Origin of the sequence: Sediminibacterium roseum, assembly GCF_009939005.1 — a bacterium.
Taxonomy (GTDB): domain Bacteria; phylum Bacteroidota; class Bacteroidia; order Chitinophagales; family Chitinophagaceae; genus Sediminibacterium; species Sediminibacterium roseum.
The window spans coordinates 1028714-1044684 of the sequence record NZ_JAACJS010000002.1 but is presented as its reverse complement, the minus strand read 5'-3'; the positions used below and the strand labels follow the sequence as shown (position 1 = coordinate 1044684).

Here is a 15971-nt window from a genome sequence, read left to right as displayed (position 1 = left end):
TTAACTCCATTTCATCTTTACTGCGCCGCTTCCATGGCACTTTGCTGAGCGGGCTTGGTTGGCTTTTCTGCTTTTTCTTTTCAGTCATCCTAGAGGCATTGCTGTAAAGCTATTTTAGGACTAGACATACATCAAAACCGGAATCAACTGATCTGTGCGATCGGATTTTGCAATCTGTGGTTCGAATCCTTCCGTAGGGGCCACTTTTAAAAAAAAGGATCCTGTTTTTGACGCAAATTGATAGCCTTATCAATCATTTTTAAAGTTCAAAAACACCTCCAATGAACACTGACACGCGCACCTCAAGACAAGAACAATAAGATAGGATCCTGTAATATTTCGTATTGGACGATGTCAGAGGGATCGGATTTTTTTAGATAAATCAGGTCTATTTCTGCCTCTGTTGAATTTAACGAAGTCGCAAAGGCAAACTCGTCATATTTTTGTGCAGCGTTTTTCGAGGAATATATGTGCGCAAAGATTGCCGCTTCATTTAAATATTCAGGCGGAAGCGTTTTGCCGAACTCTTCTAATAATTCGATCGAGATACGATCAAGAACCTTTTCTTTATTTTCAAGGCCGATAATCGTCGCCAGTTTTGCCCTTACAAAGCAACCTACATTCCATTTTACACCGTCAATTGTTCTTGCCAGCGTCTTCTTTACAGCATTGTTGAAGGATTCAATCAGTACATTTATCTGATCTGTCAGCTCCTGTAGAATTTCTAAAGTGCGCTCATTTCGACGCACTTTGCCCGCGAGTTTTTTGATGGGGAATAGTAGTTCCTTAAAAGAGCTATTCATCAACACCGGCCGCAAGTGTTTTGATTGCTCCAACATAGTCATCCTATCAATGTCTGGTGTTCCTATTTTCGTACTATTATCAGTATTCAACTTCCCCGAATGTTGACCAGCGGTTATTGATTTGGCGAGCTGATCAGCGGACAACAGTTTTTCAATGCTCTGATTTGTAAAGAAATTTCGCTTTTCATCATTGACGATTGCCAGAAGCAATTTTATATGATCCCATGTAATACATTCAGATTCTGACTGGCTCTCAAATTCCGGAAATTTATCAGCAAATTGAGACATCAGCAATAACGACTCTTGATTGAAATATGAACCAAAGGAATGAAACAGATTTTCGGAAAGAATCTTAATAGCTGAAAGTTTTTCATCATCCGTTTGCTTCAAGGACGGACACTTGTTTATTGATTTTCCAATGTTCCAAAAAAGCCTTGTCAGGCCTATGCTGGTATAGCGCAATAAAAATGATCGTTCCCTGTTGACTACAGCAGAGAACGAATCAGGGTTAAGTTCGGAGAAAATCATAGACAAAGTTAAGGCCTGACAATGGTAGTGTTGTCGTAGAAAAAATCTGTACGTCCATAATTGGGTGATCCCGAACGCGTTATCTTACCCACGCATGTACCTCTCCACGATAATGTTACGCGTTTGCCGTCAGAACTGACAAAGAAATTCTTGTATGTCTGAAAAGGTTGGGATAACCTGCGGGTGTCTGTCACTCCCGGACGCCAGTAAATATAGGAATATAAAGGTTGGACCGTTGCAGGATCTTGATATACAAAAGTTATCTCACGCGTGTCTGCATCGAGAGTAATCGTTGCATGATGATTCCAGACGACAGGGTCAAATTTTCTTGGCGCTTCGTTTGGATCGTCCGGGGACTCTGCCGGTGCATTTGCCGGATCTTCTTCCGCAGGTGTGTCCTCATTTACATCCTCGATAATGGGTAGGTCTTCAGGGGGTGTTGGCTGTGAGGGTCCGCTTCCACCTCCTCCTACACCGGGGCACAACGTCATGTAATTGAAATCACTACAGTCGTAACAAGTAGTTCCAAGATATTCCCTGATGGTTTCACGTGTGCCATCTGTGTATTCAATGTATGTTTCCAGGTACCAGTCTATACACACGTTGTCTGTTTTATTTCCGTTTATCTGACCGGTGGATTTTGGTTTAACGACTCCAAATGAATATCTGTTTCCATTCTTGTACTCATACTGATAGAGTAGGCGGCCTGTGAGGTCTAGAAAATGAAATTTTCCACTCACATTCAGCGGGCTATTATTGAAAATTCCCGAAAACACATTTCTGTCCAGCTTAACACTCTTTTTTCCATCAACGGGTCGGTAATAGACAATATTTCCTGATTTTATTTCACTTGTTTTATCAATGAGAATAAGTAAGTACAGTGACCCGTTTTTATCCAACTTTTTTATATCAAGCATGCGGTCATTGACTGGTATGACGAGATATTTTCTATCAGCGTCACGGTCTTCAGTCGTTGCCAGATCGAATCGCAGGTTTTCCTTCAGCAAATTTATATTACCCCATTTCGATCCTGCGGTAGTTACTATAGTATTGACCTGGATCGAAACGGATTCAGCCGAATTATTGCTGTAACGGGCTTTTCTTATATCTAGCCATTGATTACTTTGCCCGCCATATTAACGTCGAGGCCTACTGGCTGAGGAACAACCTCATTTTTGTGACAGCTCAGCATCAGGATGGATAGCAGGCATACCCCTGTAATCAAATGGATCTTCATTTTTTCATTCGGTTAGTTTTGGAATTGTGAATATTAAAGGGGGCAAATATACTTTGGTTGATGATTGCATGGTAGGGGTAAAAGCCCCTAATTGCTGCCGCCGGCGAGATGAAAAAGTTATCCTGGTACGGTTGCCATTACTCGGGAGTACAATTTGGATTCGCCAAGCCACAGTTTTTTTTGATCGCCGTTGATGCTGATATGCACGCCATCAAATCCATGCACATTCACATTAATGGCGTCTTTGAAATATATTTGGAGATCAGGGGCAAGCTCATCTCACATGATCTTCTTCAAAATTAACAAACCCGTTCCTGATCGCATATTTCACGAGCCCCACCCTCGAGTTGATATCCAGTTTTTTGAAAAGCGTATCGCGGTAGCTGTCTACCGTGCGCTGGCTCACCTGCATCCGGTCTGCGATCTCGCGGTGCGTGAGGCCGGCGGCGGCCCAGCGCAGGAACGAGCGTTGCTGTGCGTTGAGGGGTGGTTTGTAGAAAGATGCTTTCTGCTGCGTTTCTTCAATGGTAAAATCTTCGTTGAAATGATAACCCGTTTCGTGTACATCGTGCAGGGCGTTTCGCAATGCTTCGGTGTCGCAGTCTTTGAAAAGATAAGCACGCGCGCCGCTCTTGACCATGCGCATTTTAACGTGATCGCTTTTTACAAGCGTGAGCACGATGATCTTTATGCAGGGATATTGCTTCTGCAACAGTATTGCCGTTTCCACGCCCCCGGTTACCGGCATGGCCACATCGAGCAGTACAATATCGGGAATGGGGCCGACCTTCAACTGTTGTAAGAAATCAGTTCCGTTGCCCGCTTCGATCACCACCTGGAAACCACCCATCGTTTTGATAAGCATGGCGAGCGACCGGCGCAGCACAACATGGTCATCTACCAACGCTATTTTTATCATATGCTTTTTGCTTGAATGAAAGATGGATCACCGTTCCTGTTCCCGGCGTACTGCTGATATCGGCCTTCGCGCCGATCATCTCCGCACGCTGGCGGATGCTGTTGAGGCCTATACCGGGTTTGAAATCTTTGTGCGTGAGCGCAAATCCTTTGCCATTGTCCGTGATCCTTATGTGCACCTCGTCGTTTTTCTGGAGCAGGCTCACCGTTACGCGGTCGGCCGCCGAATGCCTGATCACATTGTTGATCGCCTCCTGCATCATGCGGTATAAAAAAATAAGGTCGTTCTTTTCCATCGATACATTCTCCAGCTGCGTTTCAAAGGATGTGGTGAACAGGCCGGTTTTTTCCAGCTGGTTGAGCTGGTGCCTGATCGCATCCACCAATCCTTTTTCTACCAGCCGTTCTGCATAATAACCCGTTCCCAAATGACGCAGTTCGGCAATCGCATTGGCCACAAGCTCCTTGATGCGCTGGAACGATTCATTTTCTTTTTGTTCGAGGGTAAGGAGGTTGAGGTTCACTTTCGCAAGACTAAGGATCTGCCCTACGTTGTCGTGAATGTCCTGGCTGATGATGTTGAATGTATGTTCCTGCATTTCCAGCTGCGCCTGCAGCACGCCTTTCTGGTAGTAAGCCTCGCGCACTTCGCGCTCGAGCAGCAGCCTGCGTTTGCGTTTGGTGAAGCTCACGGCTATCAGGAAGGTGGTAACGCCAAACATCGCAATAAAAATACTACCGGCAACAACGGCAATGACGATGATGTCTTTATCTATATGCATACAGGTTCGTATTTAGGCGCGCTCTTATTCTTCAGCGCTCCTGTGTTCTCTTTTTGGGTGCAGGATGATTGAAACAGAGATGCACGTGTATAAAAAGAAACTGAGGATCTGGGGGATGATCCAGTACAACTTATATCCAAAAAGCCTGAGGTTCTCCTTAGAAATAAAATCGTGCAGGCTGAAAACGATCGATGTGCCGGAGAAAAAAATACACACACCCAATGCCACCCAAAAACCGGGCTGCCTTACCAGGTCGGTATCATCGTCAATGTTCACTCTTTCATAGAGATACAACAACGAAACCAGCGCAAGAAAAAAACCGCTGGTGGCGAGCAACAGGATGTAATAAGAAGCATTGCTTGTGTGAAAGATCAATCCATATAAATACGCAAGTGCAAAAAAACAGCTGAAAACCCTGATAAAATTTTTCAGCAACCGGTTTTTCGAAAGATGGTAAAAGAGGTACCCGTAAAAAACAGATTCGCCGATGCTGATGATGTAGTAAATATGAATGTTGTTCGTTTCCAGGAAAGCGCCCGCTGCCATTTCTCCAACCGCAACAAAAAGAAGAAATGGAAGGAACCATTTACTAACCGAGTACCTGATCCTCGCATAGTAAACAGCAGCGATGAGAACGCTGATCAGCTCTGTTACCGGGTTGAAAAAAATATTCACGCAGCCATGTTTAGGTGAATCAAATTACAATTACCTAAATATAGAAAAGGGCTGATTTATGAATTACCGTATTTATACTTGTTTTGGCACCGTAGTTTCACGGTATTAATCGCGCGGAGCGCTGCCTTGTTTGGAGAGCAGTAATTTATTTTCGATGAGTTTGTTTTCTTTGAAAGCTTTTATCTCCGCATCAAATTTTGCCTGTGTTTCCACTGTCCATGCATTGCATAGTTTGGTGAGGTCGGGTTTGCCGGCATCTACCCAGCATGTATACCAGAAATCCGCCACCATATCGGTTGAATGGATGAGCTGGTCGTTCACACTTGTCTTTAAACTCGCTGCATATGCTTTTGCAAATTCAGAAGTGTAGCTACGCGACTCCCGTCCGTTGCGCATCTGTACGCGGTATTTTGTTTCGGGAGTGAAGCTTTTGCTCACTTCCGTTTCTTTTTCCAGCATCTCGGGCACCAGTTTGAATGAGCGCCTGATGGCCGTCCATACCGCCGCCGCCGGATCTTTCAGGTAAGTGGCTTTGTGATCTGAATAGAGGTTGTAGTTTCCCACCAGTATTTCCGGTATCATAGACTCCCACAAACTATGCAGCCCTTTCTGGTTGGTGAGCTGCCCGTCGTAATTCACGCTTGTATGCAAAGGCACATTCACATCGCCGATGTAGTGGCCAAGATCGGTTGCATAAAACAGGATGCTGTCTTTGTTGCCTTTCCTGAATGCATCTGTCAGTTTTCCTTTCATATAGATAACATGATAGGGAACATAGCCGTATTTCAGCAGGCTGTCTTTGGTATATTTCTTCACCGCGCTTTCCCAATCCGCCGGCATGGTATGGGCCGCATCGGTGCCGAACATTTCCAGGTCTATAAAATGCTTGGGGGCCTCCGTGCTGTCGGTATTCCTGCGCTGGTCGGGCCGTGGCGCATTGCTTACCAGGTAATCCATGTGCTGGTAAAAGAACGGGACCATTGGAGCGGGCAGCTCGTACACCGCCAGCTGGTGAACGGTTCTGTGAATGAGGAAACCCCATCCACCCGCAATGATCAACAACGCCGATAATACAACCGCAACACCAAATTTTCTGACTGATCCCATGATTTTCATATTAATGCCGCGAATTTATCGTTTTTTAGTACCCGCCCTGTAATATTTAGGTGAACATTCCTACTAACCCGCTGTACAGCGAAAAAAATATACGCTACATTTGACCACAACCTAAAACCGCTATGAACAATCTCCTAGAACTCCAAAACCTGAAAAAATATTACGCTACCCAGAAAGCGGTAGATGATATCAGTTTTTCCCTCCAGCCGGGCAGCATTTTCGGTTTGCTGGGGCCGAACGGCGCCGGCAAGACCACCTTGCTGCGTATGATCACCGGGATCTTTTATCCCGACAGCGGCCATATCCAGTTTGACGGAAAGGAATTTGACCCGCACAACGACATTGTCAAGATCGGCTACATGCCCGAGGAGCGGGGCCTTTACAAAAAAATGAAGATCGGCGAACAGGCGCTCTACCTGGCGCAACTCAAGGGCCTCTCGCGCAGCGATGCAATGGCCAAAATAAAATTCTGGTTCAAGCGCCTCGAAATGGACAGCTGGTGGAACAAAAAAGTTGAGGACCTGAGTAAGGGCATGAGCCAGAAACTCCAGTTTGTTACCACCGTTTTGCACGAACCCAAACTCATTATACTCGATGAGCCATTCAGCGGCCTCGACCCCGTGAATGCAAACCTCATCAAAGATGAAATTTACGGCCTTGCACAAAGGGGCAGCACCATCATTTTCAGTACGCACAGGATGGAACAGGTAGAAGAGATCTGCGACCATATCGTGCTGGTAAACATGGGCAAGAAAATACTCGACGGAACCGTGAACGATGTAAAACAGCAGTTCAAGGAGAACAAGTTCCACATCAAACTCCAGGAAGTGCCCGCCAGCGTACAGGGAAATTCGTTCGAACTGGTTGACCAGAAGGCAAACGCATTAACGGTACGCATCAAAGAAGGGTTCAGGAGCAACGATGTGCTGCAGCATTTTATACAGCAGAACACGACCATTGAAGCCTTTCATGAGATTCTGCCTTCGCTTAATGATATTTTCATCGGGCTGGTGGAAGGCACAAAGGCCACCACGAGAGCGTTTCAACCTGTACAATAACCTTACTCAACTCTTCAACCTCATACCATGAATAAAATAGCACTGATCATAAAACGCGAATACGTATCAAGGGTACGTAACAAAGCGTTCATTCTTTCCACGTTGCTTACGCCGCTCCTGTTTGCAGGCTTGTTCGGCATCAATATATGGATGTCGATCCGCGGCAACAATACATCCAAACACAACATTGCGGTAATAGACAAAAGCGGGATCTTCAAAAACAACCTGAAAGGAACCGAGGAACTCGAGTTCAGCTTCCCCGAAGGTGTTGATACGAGCAATTTCATTGCAAAAGGCTACACCGATATTTTACTGATCTCCGATTTGAGCAACCCGCAGGGCAAAACCAACTACATCATCCGCTCCGAAAAAAGCCTGGGTTACGGGTTGAAAAAATCGGTTGAAAGACGCATCAATGCCGCCATCGAGGACCAACGATTACAGGACAACGGCATCCGCAAATCGCAGCTCGATTCCATCCACAAAGAATCGCAGTTTGCCGAGCTGAAAACAGAACAGCTCACCAACGACAACAAGGCAACCGAAAGCAACGAAGGTATGGCCACGATGATCGGTTACGCCTGCGGTATTCTCATCTACATCACAATGCTTGTGTATGGAATGATGCTGATGCGCGGTGTAATGGAAGAAAAAACGAACCGCATTGCGGAAGTGATCGTGAGCAGCGTAAAACCATTCCAGCTGATGATGGGAAAGATCATTGGTGTTGGCGCCGTAGGTATTACCCAGTTTTTATTGTGGATCATTCTGATGTTTGTGCTGATCACCGCTGCGCAGGGTTTCATCCCGCACGATGTACTGGAGCAGGCAAAAACATTGCAGCAGAACGGGGGCATCATGCCGGGTGGCGGAATGGTGCAGGCCAGTGAGGGCGCACAGAAACTGTATGCCGTAACTCACTCTATGAACACTGCCAACTGGCCGGTGATCATCGGCTGTTTCATTTTCTATTTCCTTGGCGGTTACCTGTTTTATGCTGCGCTCTTCGCTGCGGTAGGAAGCGTGATGGAAGACATCCAGGCCTCACAAAACCTAACATTGCCGATCATGATGCCGATCATCTTCTCTTTTGTGATCATGACAAGCGTTATTCAAAACCCTACCAGTCCGCTCGCATTCTGGGCAAGCATCATACCATTCAGCTCACCAATCGTAATGATGGCGCGGGTTTCGTTCGGTGTACCGGGAACGGTTCCTTACTGGCAACTTGCTACGAGCATGTTAACGCTTGCCGCCGGGTTTATATTCACCACATGGCTGGCGGGTAAGATCTACAGAACCGGCCTTTTGATGTATGGAAAGAAAGTGTCCTGGAAGGAAATGTTCAAATGGGCTTTCCGCAGTAACTGATCAGCCTTACTCAACAAATAGAAAAAAGCTGCCCCCTTTAATGTGGGGCAGCTTTTTTTATAACCGCTTGTTGGAATTCTTTTAGCCGGGCACATTTACATGCCTATCTCTCGTTCAACCCGTAAACTACTTCTTACTGCGCCAGCGACACCCTGATATTGATTCCCGCCCTTGTATTCGTCATCGGTGCAGAGGTTGAAATGTATGGTATCGTTCTCCGCTGGTCAAAGAAGAGTTTGATGTTGATCCTGTTGTTCAGCACATAATCAACCGACGGTTGTATGGTGATCTCTTTTTGCCCGCCGGTTCCATATGCATTCGCCTGGTCTAGCCTGCTGTTGCTTGTTGAAACATCGCGCATGGAAACATCGAGGCGCAGGTTCAGGTCGTTCTGCAATACTTTTCCTTTTGCACCCGGCAGCCTGAATGGAAGTTTCACCCCTTTCTTTTTCAATCCCGCACCAAATACCCATTCTGTGCTGCGGCTCTCACTCAACTGGTAATCGATCAGGCTCAAGCTCAACTGCCTGCTTTTTGCATAGCGGAACGTGAGGCTAAGGTTGTCAACGGTTGTTACATCAAAGCCGATCAATGGTTCAAACGATTCTTTGATCGTAATGTTTGGCACGAGGAAATAAGGAATAAAATTACCGCTTACCGTATCGATAAACCCTGGCGCACTGAATCGGAACGGATCCTGGTAAAGCAGTGCGCTGTTGAAACTGTTCATGCTCAGGTTGCCGTTGTAACCATGCGAGATGTTGATGCTTGTAAAAATATTGGCCAATGCCGGCATCTTGCTCAACCCCGTATAACTCAGTTTCCAGTTCGGTTTCGGAATGATGCCGCTGAACGGGTTGGCGCTGATGTTTGGATTGGACTGTTTGATGAGCGCAACCGAGTTCGGATCTTTCTTCGTGTACGCTGCAATGAAGGCAGGCACCAATACATCCTGCGCATAACGGCCGTATCCTTTTGCATAACCGTCGGCAGTAAATTTCTGCCCGTTCGGAAGCGCTTGCCAGTAAGGGTTCTGCTCTGCCACCCTTTTACTGATGATGAGCCTGTTGTTTTCAAATGTCCTGAACGTTGCCGAGATCTCGTTCGGGTTCTGTTTACCGAATAAGGTGTTGAATGAAATATACGATACATTAAATCCGCCGCTCGCCAGCGGGTTCAGGTGTCTTAATCCCGCAGATCCTGTTGTATCCTTGAACAGTTCGGTGTATTCTTTGGTGAATGTTCTTTCTAAATTGAGGTCAACGATGAACTCACGTATCGGTTCGAGCTGGGCCGTTATGCTCAGGCGCTGCTCAAAAGTCTGGCGGAACAGGAAGTTGAATGTGCTGTCGCGTGTGATCAAGCCTTTCGACCCCTGTTTATCGAGCCATGCCGCATCCGGTTGTTTCCCGAAAACATAATCCAGCCCCGGCGCCATCGATTTCCAGTTCTGGCCTATGTATTGTGTGCTGTCCATATAACCCGGAACGCGGCTGCGGTAATTGGCCGTATAGGTTACACCGATGTTGCGCACCGCGGTAAGTAATTTACCTGCTGTTCTTGTGATGCCGTTGAGCTCGATCGGTTGATTGGCCCTGGCGAGCTTATCGGCGGTGCGCGCATCGCGTTTCATCTGCCGCCATTTTTTGACCGCATCCCTCCGCGCTTTTCCCTTCAGCCCCTTGGCGATCTCTTCTTTGGTAGGAATGGCATCGCCCAATGGATTTTTGCTTGGGAAATCTTTCACACCCACAGGGTTCCTCGGGTCGGGTTTTGGTTTGGGCGCCGGAATGTTGTCAAGCGCACGCAACCATTTCGATTTTGCATACAGGCTCGCAAAGTTGAATTCTGCACGGAACGTATTTTCCTGGCTGTTCTCTATCGTGTTCCCAAGGTTTACCGCCAGGCGGCTCGCGCCTATCCAGTTGTAGCTGGCGCTGTAGCTGTAGTTGGCACGGATCCAGTCGGTAAGCGGGATCTTGCTCAACGGAAGTGCATAGGTAAGCGTGGCCTTCTGTGTATACAAAGTATTTCTCCCGCCTTTGAAAAGGTTCTTGCGCACGGAGTCTTTTTTCTCTTTTGTATCGATCTTTCCAAACGGCTCATCGATGCGCGCATTGTTGATGGCGTTGAAATCAAAATTGAGCGATCGTGTAAGATCCCATCGCGCGCCATAATACCTGTCGAACGTAAAATATTTATCGTACGTGGTATCCACCCTTTCCACTTTGCTATCCACCGTATTCACGATACGCGGGATGAACTCGCCGAACTGCCGGTTGATATCGGCCCTGAAACTCAGGAACGATGGTTTGAGGTTGAAGTTGAAATCCTTGATGAACGAAACCCATGGCGACTGCCAGCGGATCAGTTTTTTAAAGGGTTCTATAAAACTGCTTCCTCCTACAAATGTGTAACCCAGCGCGCCGCGTTGCCGCGTAACGGTGTTGGACAGGATCACGGGGTTTGATTGCTGTATCTGCGAATAGGCATAACTGAAATCAAGATTGCTCAGCCTGAACAATCCCGGTTTACCGGAACCCGGAAGTATGCGTGCATTGGTGAGGTTGATGGTACGGATGGTTGTCTGGTCAACCGCCGCGTTCCTGATCGAATCGCGTTTGTCTTTTGCGGCGCCGTTCAGTTTTTCCTTGTACAATACGTCGAGATCGTACGGATCGTACTGCGGTGTCAACACGGTCCTGTTGATGCTTGCATAAACCGGTAATGAAAGGCGCGCCTGTCTTGGAACGAGCTTACCCACATCAATGCTTGCCGCCGCATCAAACTGCAGCAGGTTATCGCGGTAGCGTTCGTTCACGCGTTGTTCAATGGTTCCGAACCCATTTGAGTGGGTGTTTGCAGAAACGGTAACGGTACCCAGATCGGCAAGGGTAAGGTCCACCCTTCCAAGCGCGGCCCATCCACCGTGCTCGTCGAGTTCAGACAGACGGAGTTCATTCGCCCATACTTCTGTTGTGATCGGTTGCCCGTCTGGTTTAAAAGGGTTTTCTATCGCGATCATGATGCCGCGTACTTCCCCGAGGTTGGGATTACCCAGGATGGAAATGGTTTTGTTATCGAGCTGCTGCCGGTAAATATTGGTAACGGATGCACCTGCATTGTTCCTTTTTATTTTCAGATCGATGAGTGCACGCAGTGCGATGTCGAGGTTGTTTGCGGCGGGCCATACTTTTTCTTCCTGCCCAACGGTATACCGCCCCGGAGGTGTGATCTTAAGCGGGATCTTGATCTCGTAATAGTTGTTCAGGAAGTCCTGCCCTATTCTCACGATCGCGTTCATCTCATCGTCGGCAATGGCTCTTTGCCCTACTACCGATTCTGCGTGCAGGAACATGGATAACCTTCCATACTGGCGCATATCAAGGTTCATGGTTTTAACTACCGCGCGCGAATTGCCGGTGAAGAGGTTGGTCACTTTCAAACTCATCGCCTGCTCATTCTGCTGCAGGTTCACACCGTTGTTGCTCAGCAACTGCACACGTTCGATGCCCGGTGGCATAATGTAGTTAACAGGTGTACGGCTGCTGTTCTCTTCAAGGTTTACCGCCAGTGTGTTGAATGTGGTTCCGCCTGCATTGTTAACAGGCGTGTATTGCCCTGTTGTATCTACGTTGAACTGGAACTGGCGCCATTGGTTCCTTACAAGATCGAGCCTTGCCAAACGCAATACAACCGAATCGGAGAAATCGGTAAGATACAAACGGGCGAAACGGATCGATTTAAAATCCGGTATCGTTCCTATTTTCCTGGTATATCCTTTTACCGGGATGCGGAAGAGGAACCAGTTCTCAAACCGCTCCACACCATCTGCAGAAACAACACGCACACGTCGTTTATCGGTGATGAAGGGTGTGATGCCCACATCCATTCCCGGTTTCAGTTCGATATCGTATTCGTAATAAGATTCTGTTTCGTTGAGTGTGTTGTCGCGGTTCAGGTCCTCGTTATCCGGGTACAGTGTGGCCGCAGAAGTAAACTGGCTGCTGGTTGATGCAAGCGGCGAGTTGCCCTGCGGGTTGTTGTAGTTTTTATAACGGCCGAGTATTCCTGTGCCCAATGCATCAAACACAGGATCGCGGTACCAGGTGTAGTTGTCGGAAGAAGGATCCGCTGCGGCTTTGCGGTACGCAGAGGATGAGGTCCCGAAATTATTGCCGAGCCTTTGCAGTATGTATCCTTTCCTGCGGATCTCGCCCGCATCGTCCAATCCGTCAAAACCCACATCCTGGTAGGGCCTGTCGTCGGGATCGTTGCTGAACGCCTGTGTTACCTGTATCGGGTTCACCGGCGTTACACCCCATGTGCTGGTGCTGTCTACCGATGCGGGAATCTTTGGTGTGTTCAAGCCATTCTCAAAAAAACGTTTGCCGTCTTTGAGTATGTCCTCGCTCACATTTCCCAGGTTGATGTGCATTTTACCGCCGGCACTTGTCGGGTTTAAAATGAACGGGTCCTGCATCCATGTTTCTATGTATTCGATGTTCCCTGTTTCAAAATCTGTCTGGTCTATCGCGCGCATCAATCCGCCCCAGCGGTCCTGCGGGCGCAGCAGTTTTCCTGCGGTATCTATTTGTGTTGGCCTGTATTCGTAGTTGTACGGCCCTTTTTCCCTCGGGTAAAATGCGAGGTCAAATGTTGATGCCTGCACATCGGTGATATTGGTTGTCCGCTGCGGAAAGAGTTCATTGGTATAAACCTGCCTTACACGCGGATCACTCAGCTCCGCGAGGTTTCTCCGCAATGGGTTCGTGGTAGAGTTGCGGTCCTGCAGGTTTGGCTCGATGTTGTAGTAGGCAAGTTTTGCACGGTTGAAATTGTAATCGATCGAATCCGTCAACCCTGCTTCGGGGAATCTTGGATTGCCCTGTGGTGTTGAGGCCAGTGTCCAGGCAACCAGCGGGAAACGCAGGTCGATGCTTGTGCGTGTTCCTTCAAACTCGTCGATGTAGATCAGGCCTGAGCTTCCGCTGCCGATCTGGGAAGGGTGGCCCGGTTTTAAAACAGCGGCCTCACCATAGGCGGTGATGGCCGATCTTGCCCTGGTTGAATAGAAAGGAAGTTTATCAAGCAAACGCGTAAGGCCCGGGAGTTCGGAGCGGTAGCTGATGTCGAAACCATACATCGAGTTGCTGATCGGATCATCCCCATAACTCATTTTGGTAAAGAACGGGCGCTCCGCCAAACGCATGAACGACGTTCCGAGGGTGAGCTTTTTATTTGCCACATAATCGAGTCGCAGCCCCGTAAAATTCCTTTGCTGCACGCCAAAGCCGGCGTTGTTTTCGAATGAAACGTTTACCGGAACATTGGAACTCAATATCCCTGCGTTGAGGATTTTTACGGTTCCCAAATTGTAATCGATCGTATAATCGAGCCCTTCGCGCAGTACCTGTCCGCCTGCCGTTACTGTTACAGATCCCGGCGGAATATTAAATGCGTTCAGTTGTATCTCCGATCCACCGGCGCTTCCTTTTATCTGTCCCTGCATCACAAACCTGTTCAGGTTCGCATAGGTCTGCGCAATGGCCTTGATGGAATCGTACAACTGGTAGTACACATATTTTCTTCTTGTTGCAAGCGGCTGGCCCGAGAAGGCCAGGGTATCCAGGTCGCGCCCAAACGGTTCAAGAACGGGAAAGATCACGCGGCCCATGGTGGGCAGCACCGTAAACCCTTCTACATAATCGAATACGCCATCGGGTTGCGGATCGTTCCGGTTGTTGAGGCGGTCGAGGTTTAAAATGCGGAGCAACGATTTACCATCAACCGCAGGCGAACTTTCGGGCAGGTATCGTTTCAGTCCGCCGCTTGGTTCTTCATACAACACATTCAGTTTGAAATCGTCTTTCTGTATACCGCCGAACAGGTCGAGCGAGTATACGTTTTTCATCATCCATCCCCATATGGGCAAACTGGTTCTTTGCGAAGTGGCTTTGAGCAATTTGAGGAACAGCACCTTTTGCACACCCTTTGTTGAATCCAGGGCCACATCCTGCGAAAACTCTCCTACCTGGTAAACACGCCCGTTGTAGGTGTATTGGTAAGCAACGGCAAGCACCTCATCCGATTGCAGCTGCACGTTTACCGAAACAAAGCCTACCTGCGGGTTGAAATAATATTCCGTTGGGTTGAGTTTGCGTGCAAATGTTTTTTCGTAATCGTCTACCGGGCGCAGTCCCCTTGCGATCAGGATAGAATTAATAGCAGAAGGGTTGCGCGCGGCCTGGTTGCCATTCAGTGAATTGTAAAGATCGTTCGCGCCGTTGGCGGGCAGTTGTCCCGCACCCGGAGTGCCATGCACATTCGGGTTGAAGGGCTGCGGTTCTGCCAGGTCCATGAAACCAACAATGTCGCGCGCATCTGTTGTTGCCCCCGTTCTGTTGGTCACCCATACCTCGATGCGTTGTACCTGTACCTGCGAGTTTACGACAGGCAGGTTGGACATCGTTTTGTTGTACGTGTTGCGGAAGTATTGCGCCATTAAGAAGTGGCGGTTCTCTTCGTAATCATCCAGTTTTTTGCTGAAGTTCTGCGTGGCGGTTCCACCAGACAAGCCCACAGACTGCCTTGTTGAACGCTGGTTGGCGAGAGCGGCCGTCACAAATAATTTCCCGAACTGCAATTGCGTTTTTACGCCAAAAAGATTCTGTGCGCTGGGCATGAGTGTGCTTCGCGACTGAAAAGAAATGTTACCGGCTTCGAGACTTTTGATGATCTCGTCGTCCATTCCTTTGTAATCCAGTTTCAACTGGTTGTCGAAACCAAAATTCGAAAGTGTATTGTAATTGATGGGAAATTTCAGTTTGTCGCCGATGTTCGCGTTCACATTCAGTTTCGCGTTCATATCGAAATCAAATCCGCCGTTTCTCCGTGCGCGTTCCGGCAGCGTAGGGTTTTCGATGTTTTGTCCCTGGTACCCCGCCATAATGTTCACCTCACCGGTAGGCACGATGTTCACTTTCAAACCATTGGCCGTTGTTCCGAAAATGCGATCGAACAGTTTATCGTATACCCGCATTTTGGGTCTTTGCGTTTTGAGGTTGAGGGCAGTGAGTGCATTGGCGCGTTTGCGGAAATAATCGGCTTCGTCTTTCTGCGATTGGAGGCGCATGAATTCATCGAACGTGAGAACGGTGGGAACGCGGTAAAATTTATTGCCTACTTTTTCAATGATATAATATTGCCGGGTGGCGGGGTCGTACTGGATGTCTCTTTTGATAAGCGAAGTATCGCGCAGGTCAAATGGGTTCCTGCTCGGGTTTGAATACGGGTCGCCCCTCCTGTCGCTGATAGGAAAATGAACAGAATCTTTCTGTTGCTGCGCCCGGGCGCCCATTGCCGGGAGAAGCAGGAATGCGATGTATGCTAAACGTTGAACAGCCTTCTTCAAACAGTTGAGCTTGGTTACAGGTGGATACAATTTGCTACTGGTAACTGGTTAGGTAGAAATAAAGGCGAT

General features: G+C 48.0%; 10 protein-coding genes. 2 read left to right on the top strand and 8 right to left on the bottom strand.

The window, feature by feature from the left end; all coding sequences use genetic code 11:
- Window positions 1-302: 302 nt before the first annotated feature.
- The 7 genes from GWC95_RS04610 to GWC95_RS04580 all read right to left on the bottom strand — a co-directional run bounded on the left by GWC95_RS04610 (window position 303) and on the right by GWC95_RS04580 (window position 6050).
- Window positions 303-1331 carry a DUF1016 N-terminal domain-containing protein gene (locus GWC95_RS04610; RefSeq protein WP_161817481.1) on the bottom strand — a complete coding sequence of 343 codons (1029 nt, stop codon included), beginning with the start codon at window positions 1329-1331 and terminating at the stop codon, window positions 303-305.
- A gap of 8 nt (window positions 1332-1339) precedes the next feature.
- Entirely contained in the window at window positions 1340-2338 is a 999-nt protein-coding gene (locus GWC95_RS04605; RefSeq protein WP_161817480.1) for a hypothetical protein, read from the bottom strand.
- A gap of 347 nt (window positions 2339-2685) precedes the next feature.
- On the bottom strand, window positions 2686-2823 hold the full coding sequence (locus tag GWC95_RS20040; protein ID WP_161817529.1) for a Hachiman antiphage defense system protein HamA: 138 nt from the start codon (window positions 2821-2823) through the stop codon (window positions 2686-2688).
- A gap of 19 nt (window positions 2824-2842) precedes the next feature.
- Window positions 2843-3487, bottom strand: a complete 645-nt coding sequence (locus GWC95_RS04595; protein ID WP_161817479.1) for a response regulator transcription factor — start codon at window positions 3485-3487, stop codon at window positions 2843-2845.
- Window positions 3462-4268, bottom strand: a complete 807-nt coding sequence (locus GWC95_RS04590) for a sensor histidine kinase (protein ID WP_161817478.1) — start codon at window positions 4266-4268, stop codon at window positions 3462-3464. The genes GWC95_RS04595 and GWC95_RS04590 overlap by 26 nt, the downstream gene beginning before the upstream one ends.
- Window positions 4269-4292: 24 nt before the next feature.
- Window positions 4293-4943 carry a hypothetical protein gene (locus GWC95_RS04585; RefSeq protein WP_161817477.1) on the bottom strand — a complete coding sequence of 217 codons (651 nt, stop codon included), beginning with the start codon at window positions 4941-4943 and terminating at the stop codon, window positions 4293-4295.
- Window positions 4944-5048: 105 nt separating this feature from the next.
- A complete protein-coding gene (locus GWC95_RS04580; RefSeq protein ID WP_161817476.1) occupies window positions 5049-6050 on the bottom strand; it encodes a zinc dependent phospholipase C family protein in 1002 nt (333 codons plus the stop codon).
- 131 nt (window positions 6051-6181) lie between these two features.
- Between GWC95_RS04580 and GWC95_RS04575 the strand changes: the two genes are divergently transcribed.
- Window positions 6182-7117, top strand: a complete 936-nt coding sequence (locus tag GWC95_RS04575; RefSeq protein ID WP_161817475.1) for an ABC transporter ATP-binding protein — start codon at window positions 6182-6184, stop codon at window positions 7115-7117.
- Between the two features lie 27 nt (window positions 7118-7144).
- Window positions 7145-8488: an ABC transporter permease gene (locus tag GWC95_RS04570; RefSeq protein WP_161817474.1), complete on the top strand. Its 1344-nt coding sequence runs from the start codon at window positions 7145-7147 to the stop codon at window positions 8486-8488.
- A 133-nt stretch (window positions 8489-8621) separates the two neighbouring features.
- On the opposite strand, the gene sov is transcribed toward GWC95_RS04570, so the two are convergent.
- Window positions 8622-15902, bottom strand: a complete 7281-nt coding sequence (sov, locus tag GWC95_RS04565; RefSeq protein WP_237722053.1) for a T9SS outer membrane translocon Sov/SprA — start codon at window positions 15900-15902, stop codon at window positions 8622-8624.
- Window positions 15903-15971: the final 69 nt, after the last annotated feature.

Excerpts from the sequence above, each read along its gene's own strand:
- GWC95_RS04610 (WP_161817481.1), bottom strand. The coding sequence starts at position 1,331 with ATGATTTTCTCCGAACTTAACCCTGATTCGTTCTCTGCTGTAGTCAAC.
- GWC95_RS04595 (WP_161817479.1), bottom strand. The coding sequence starts at position 3,487 with ATGATAAAAATAGCGTTGGTAGATGACCATGTTGTGCTGCGCCGGTCG.
- GWC95_RS04590 (WP_161817478.1), bottom strand. The coding sequence starts at position 4,268 with ATGCATATAGATAAAGACATCATCGTCATTGCCGTTGTTGCCGGTAGT.
- GWC95_RS04580 (WP_161817476.1), bottom strand. The coding sequence starts at position 6,050 with ATGGGATCAGTCAGAAAATTTGGTGTTGCGGTTGTATTATCGGCGTTG.
- GWC95_RS04575 (WP_161817475.1), top strand. The coding sequence starts at position 6,182 with ATGAACAATCTCCTAGAACTCCAAAACCTGAAAAAATATTACGCTACC.
- GWC95_RS04570 (WP_161817474.1), top strand. The coding sequence starts at position 7,145 with ATGAATAAAATAGCACTGATCATAAAACGCGAATACGTATCAAGGGTA.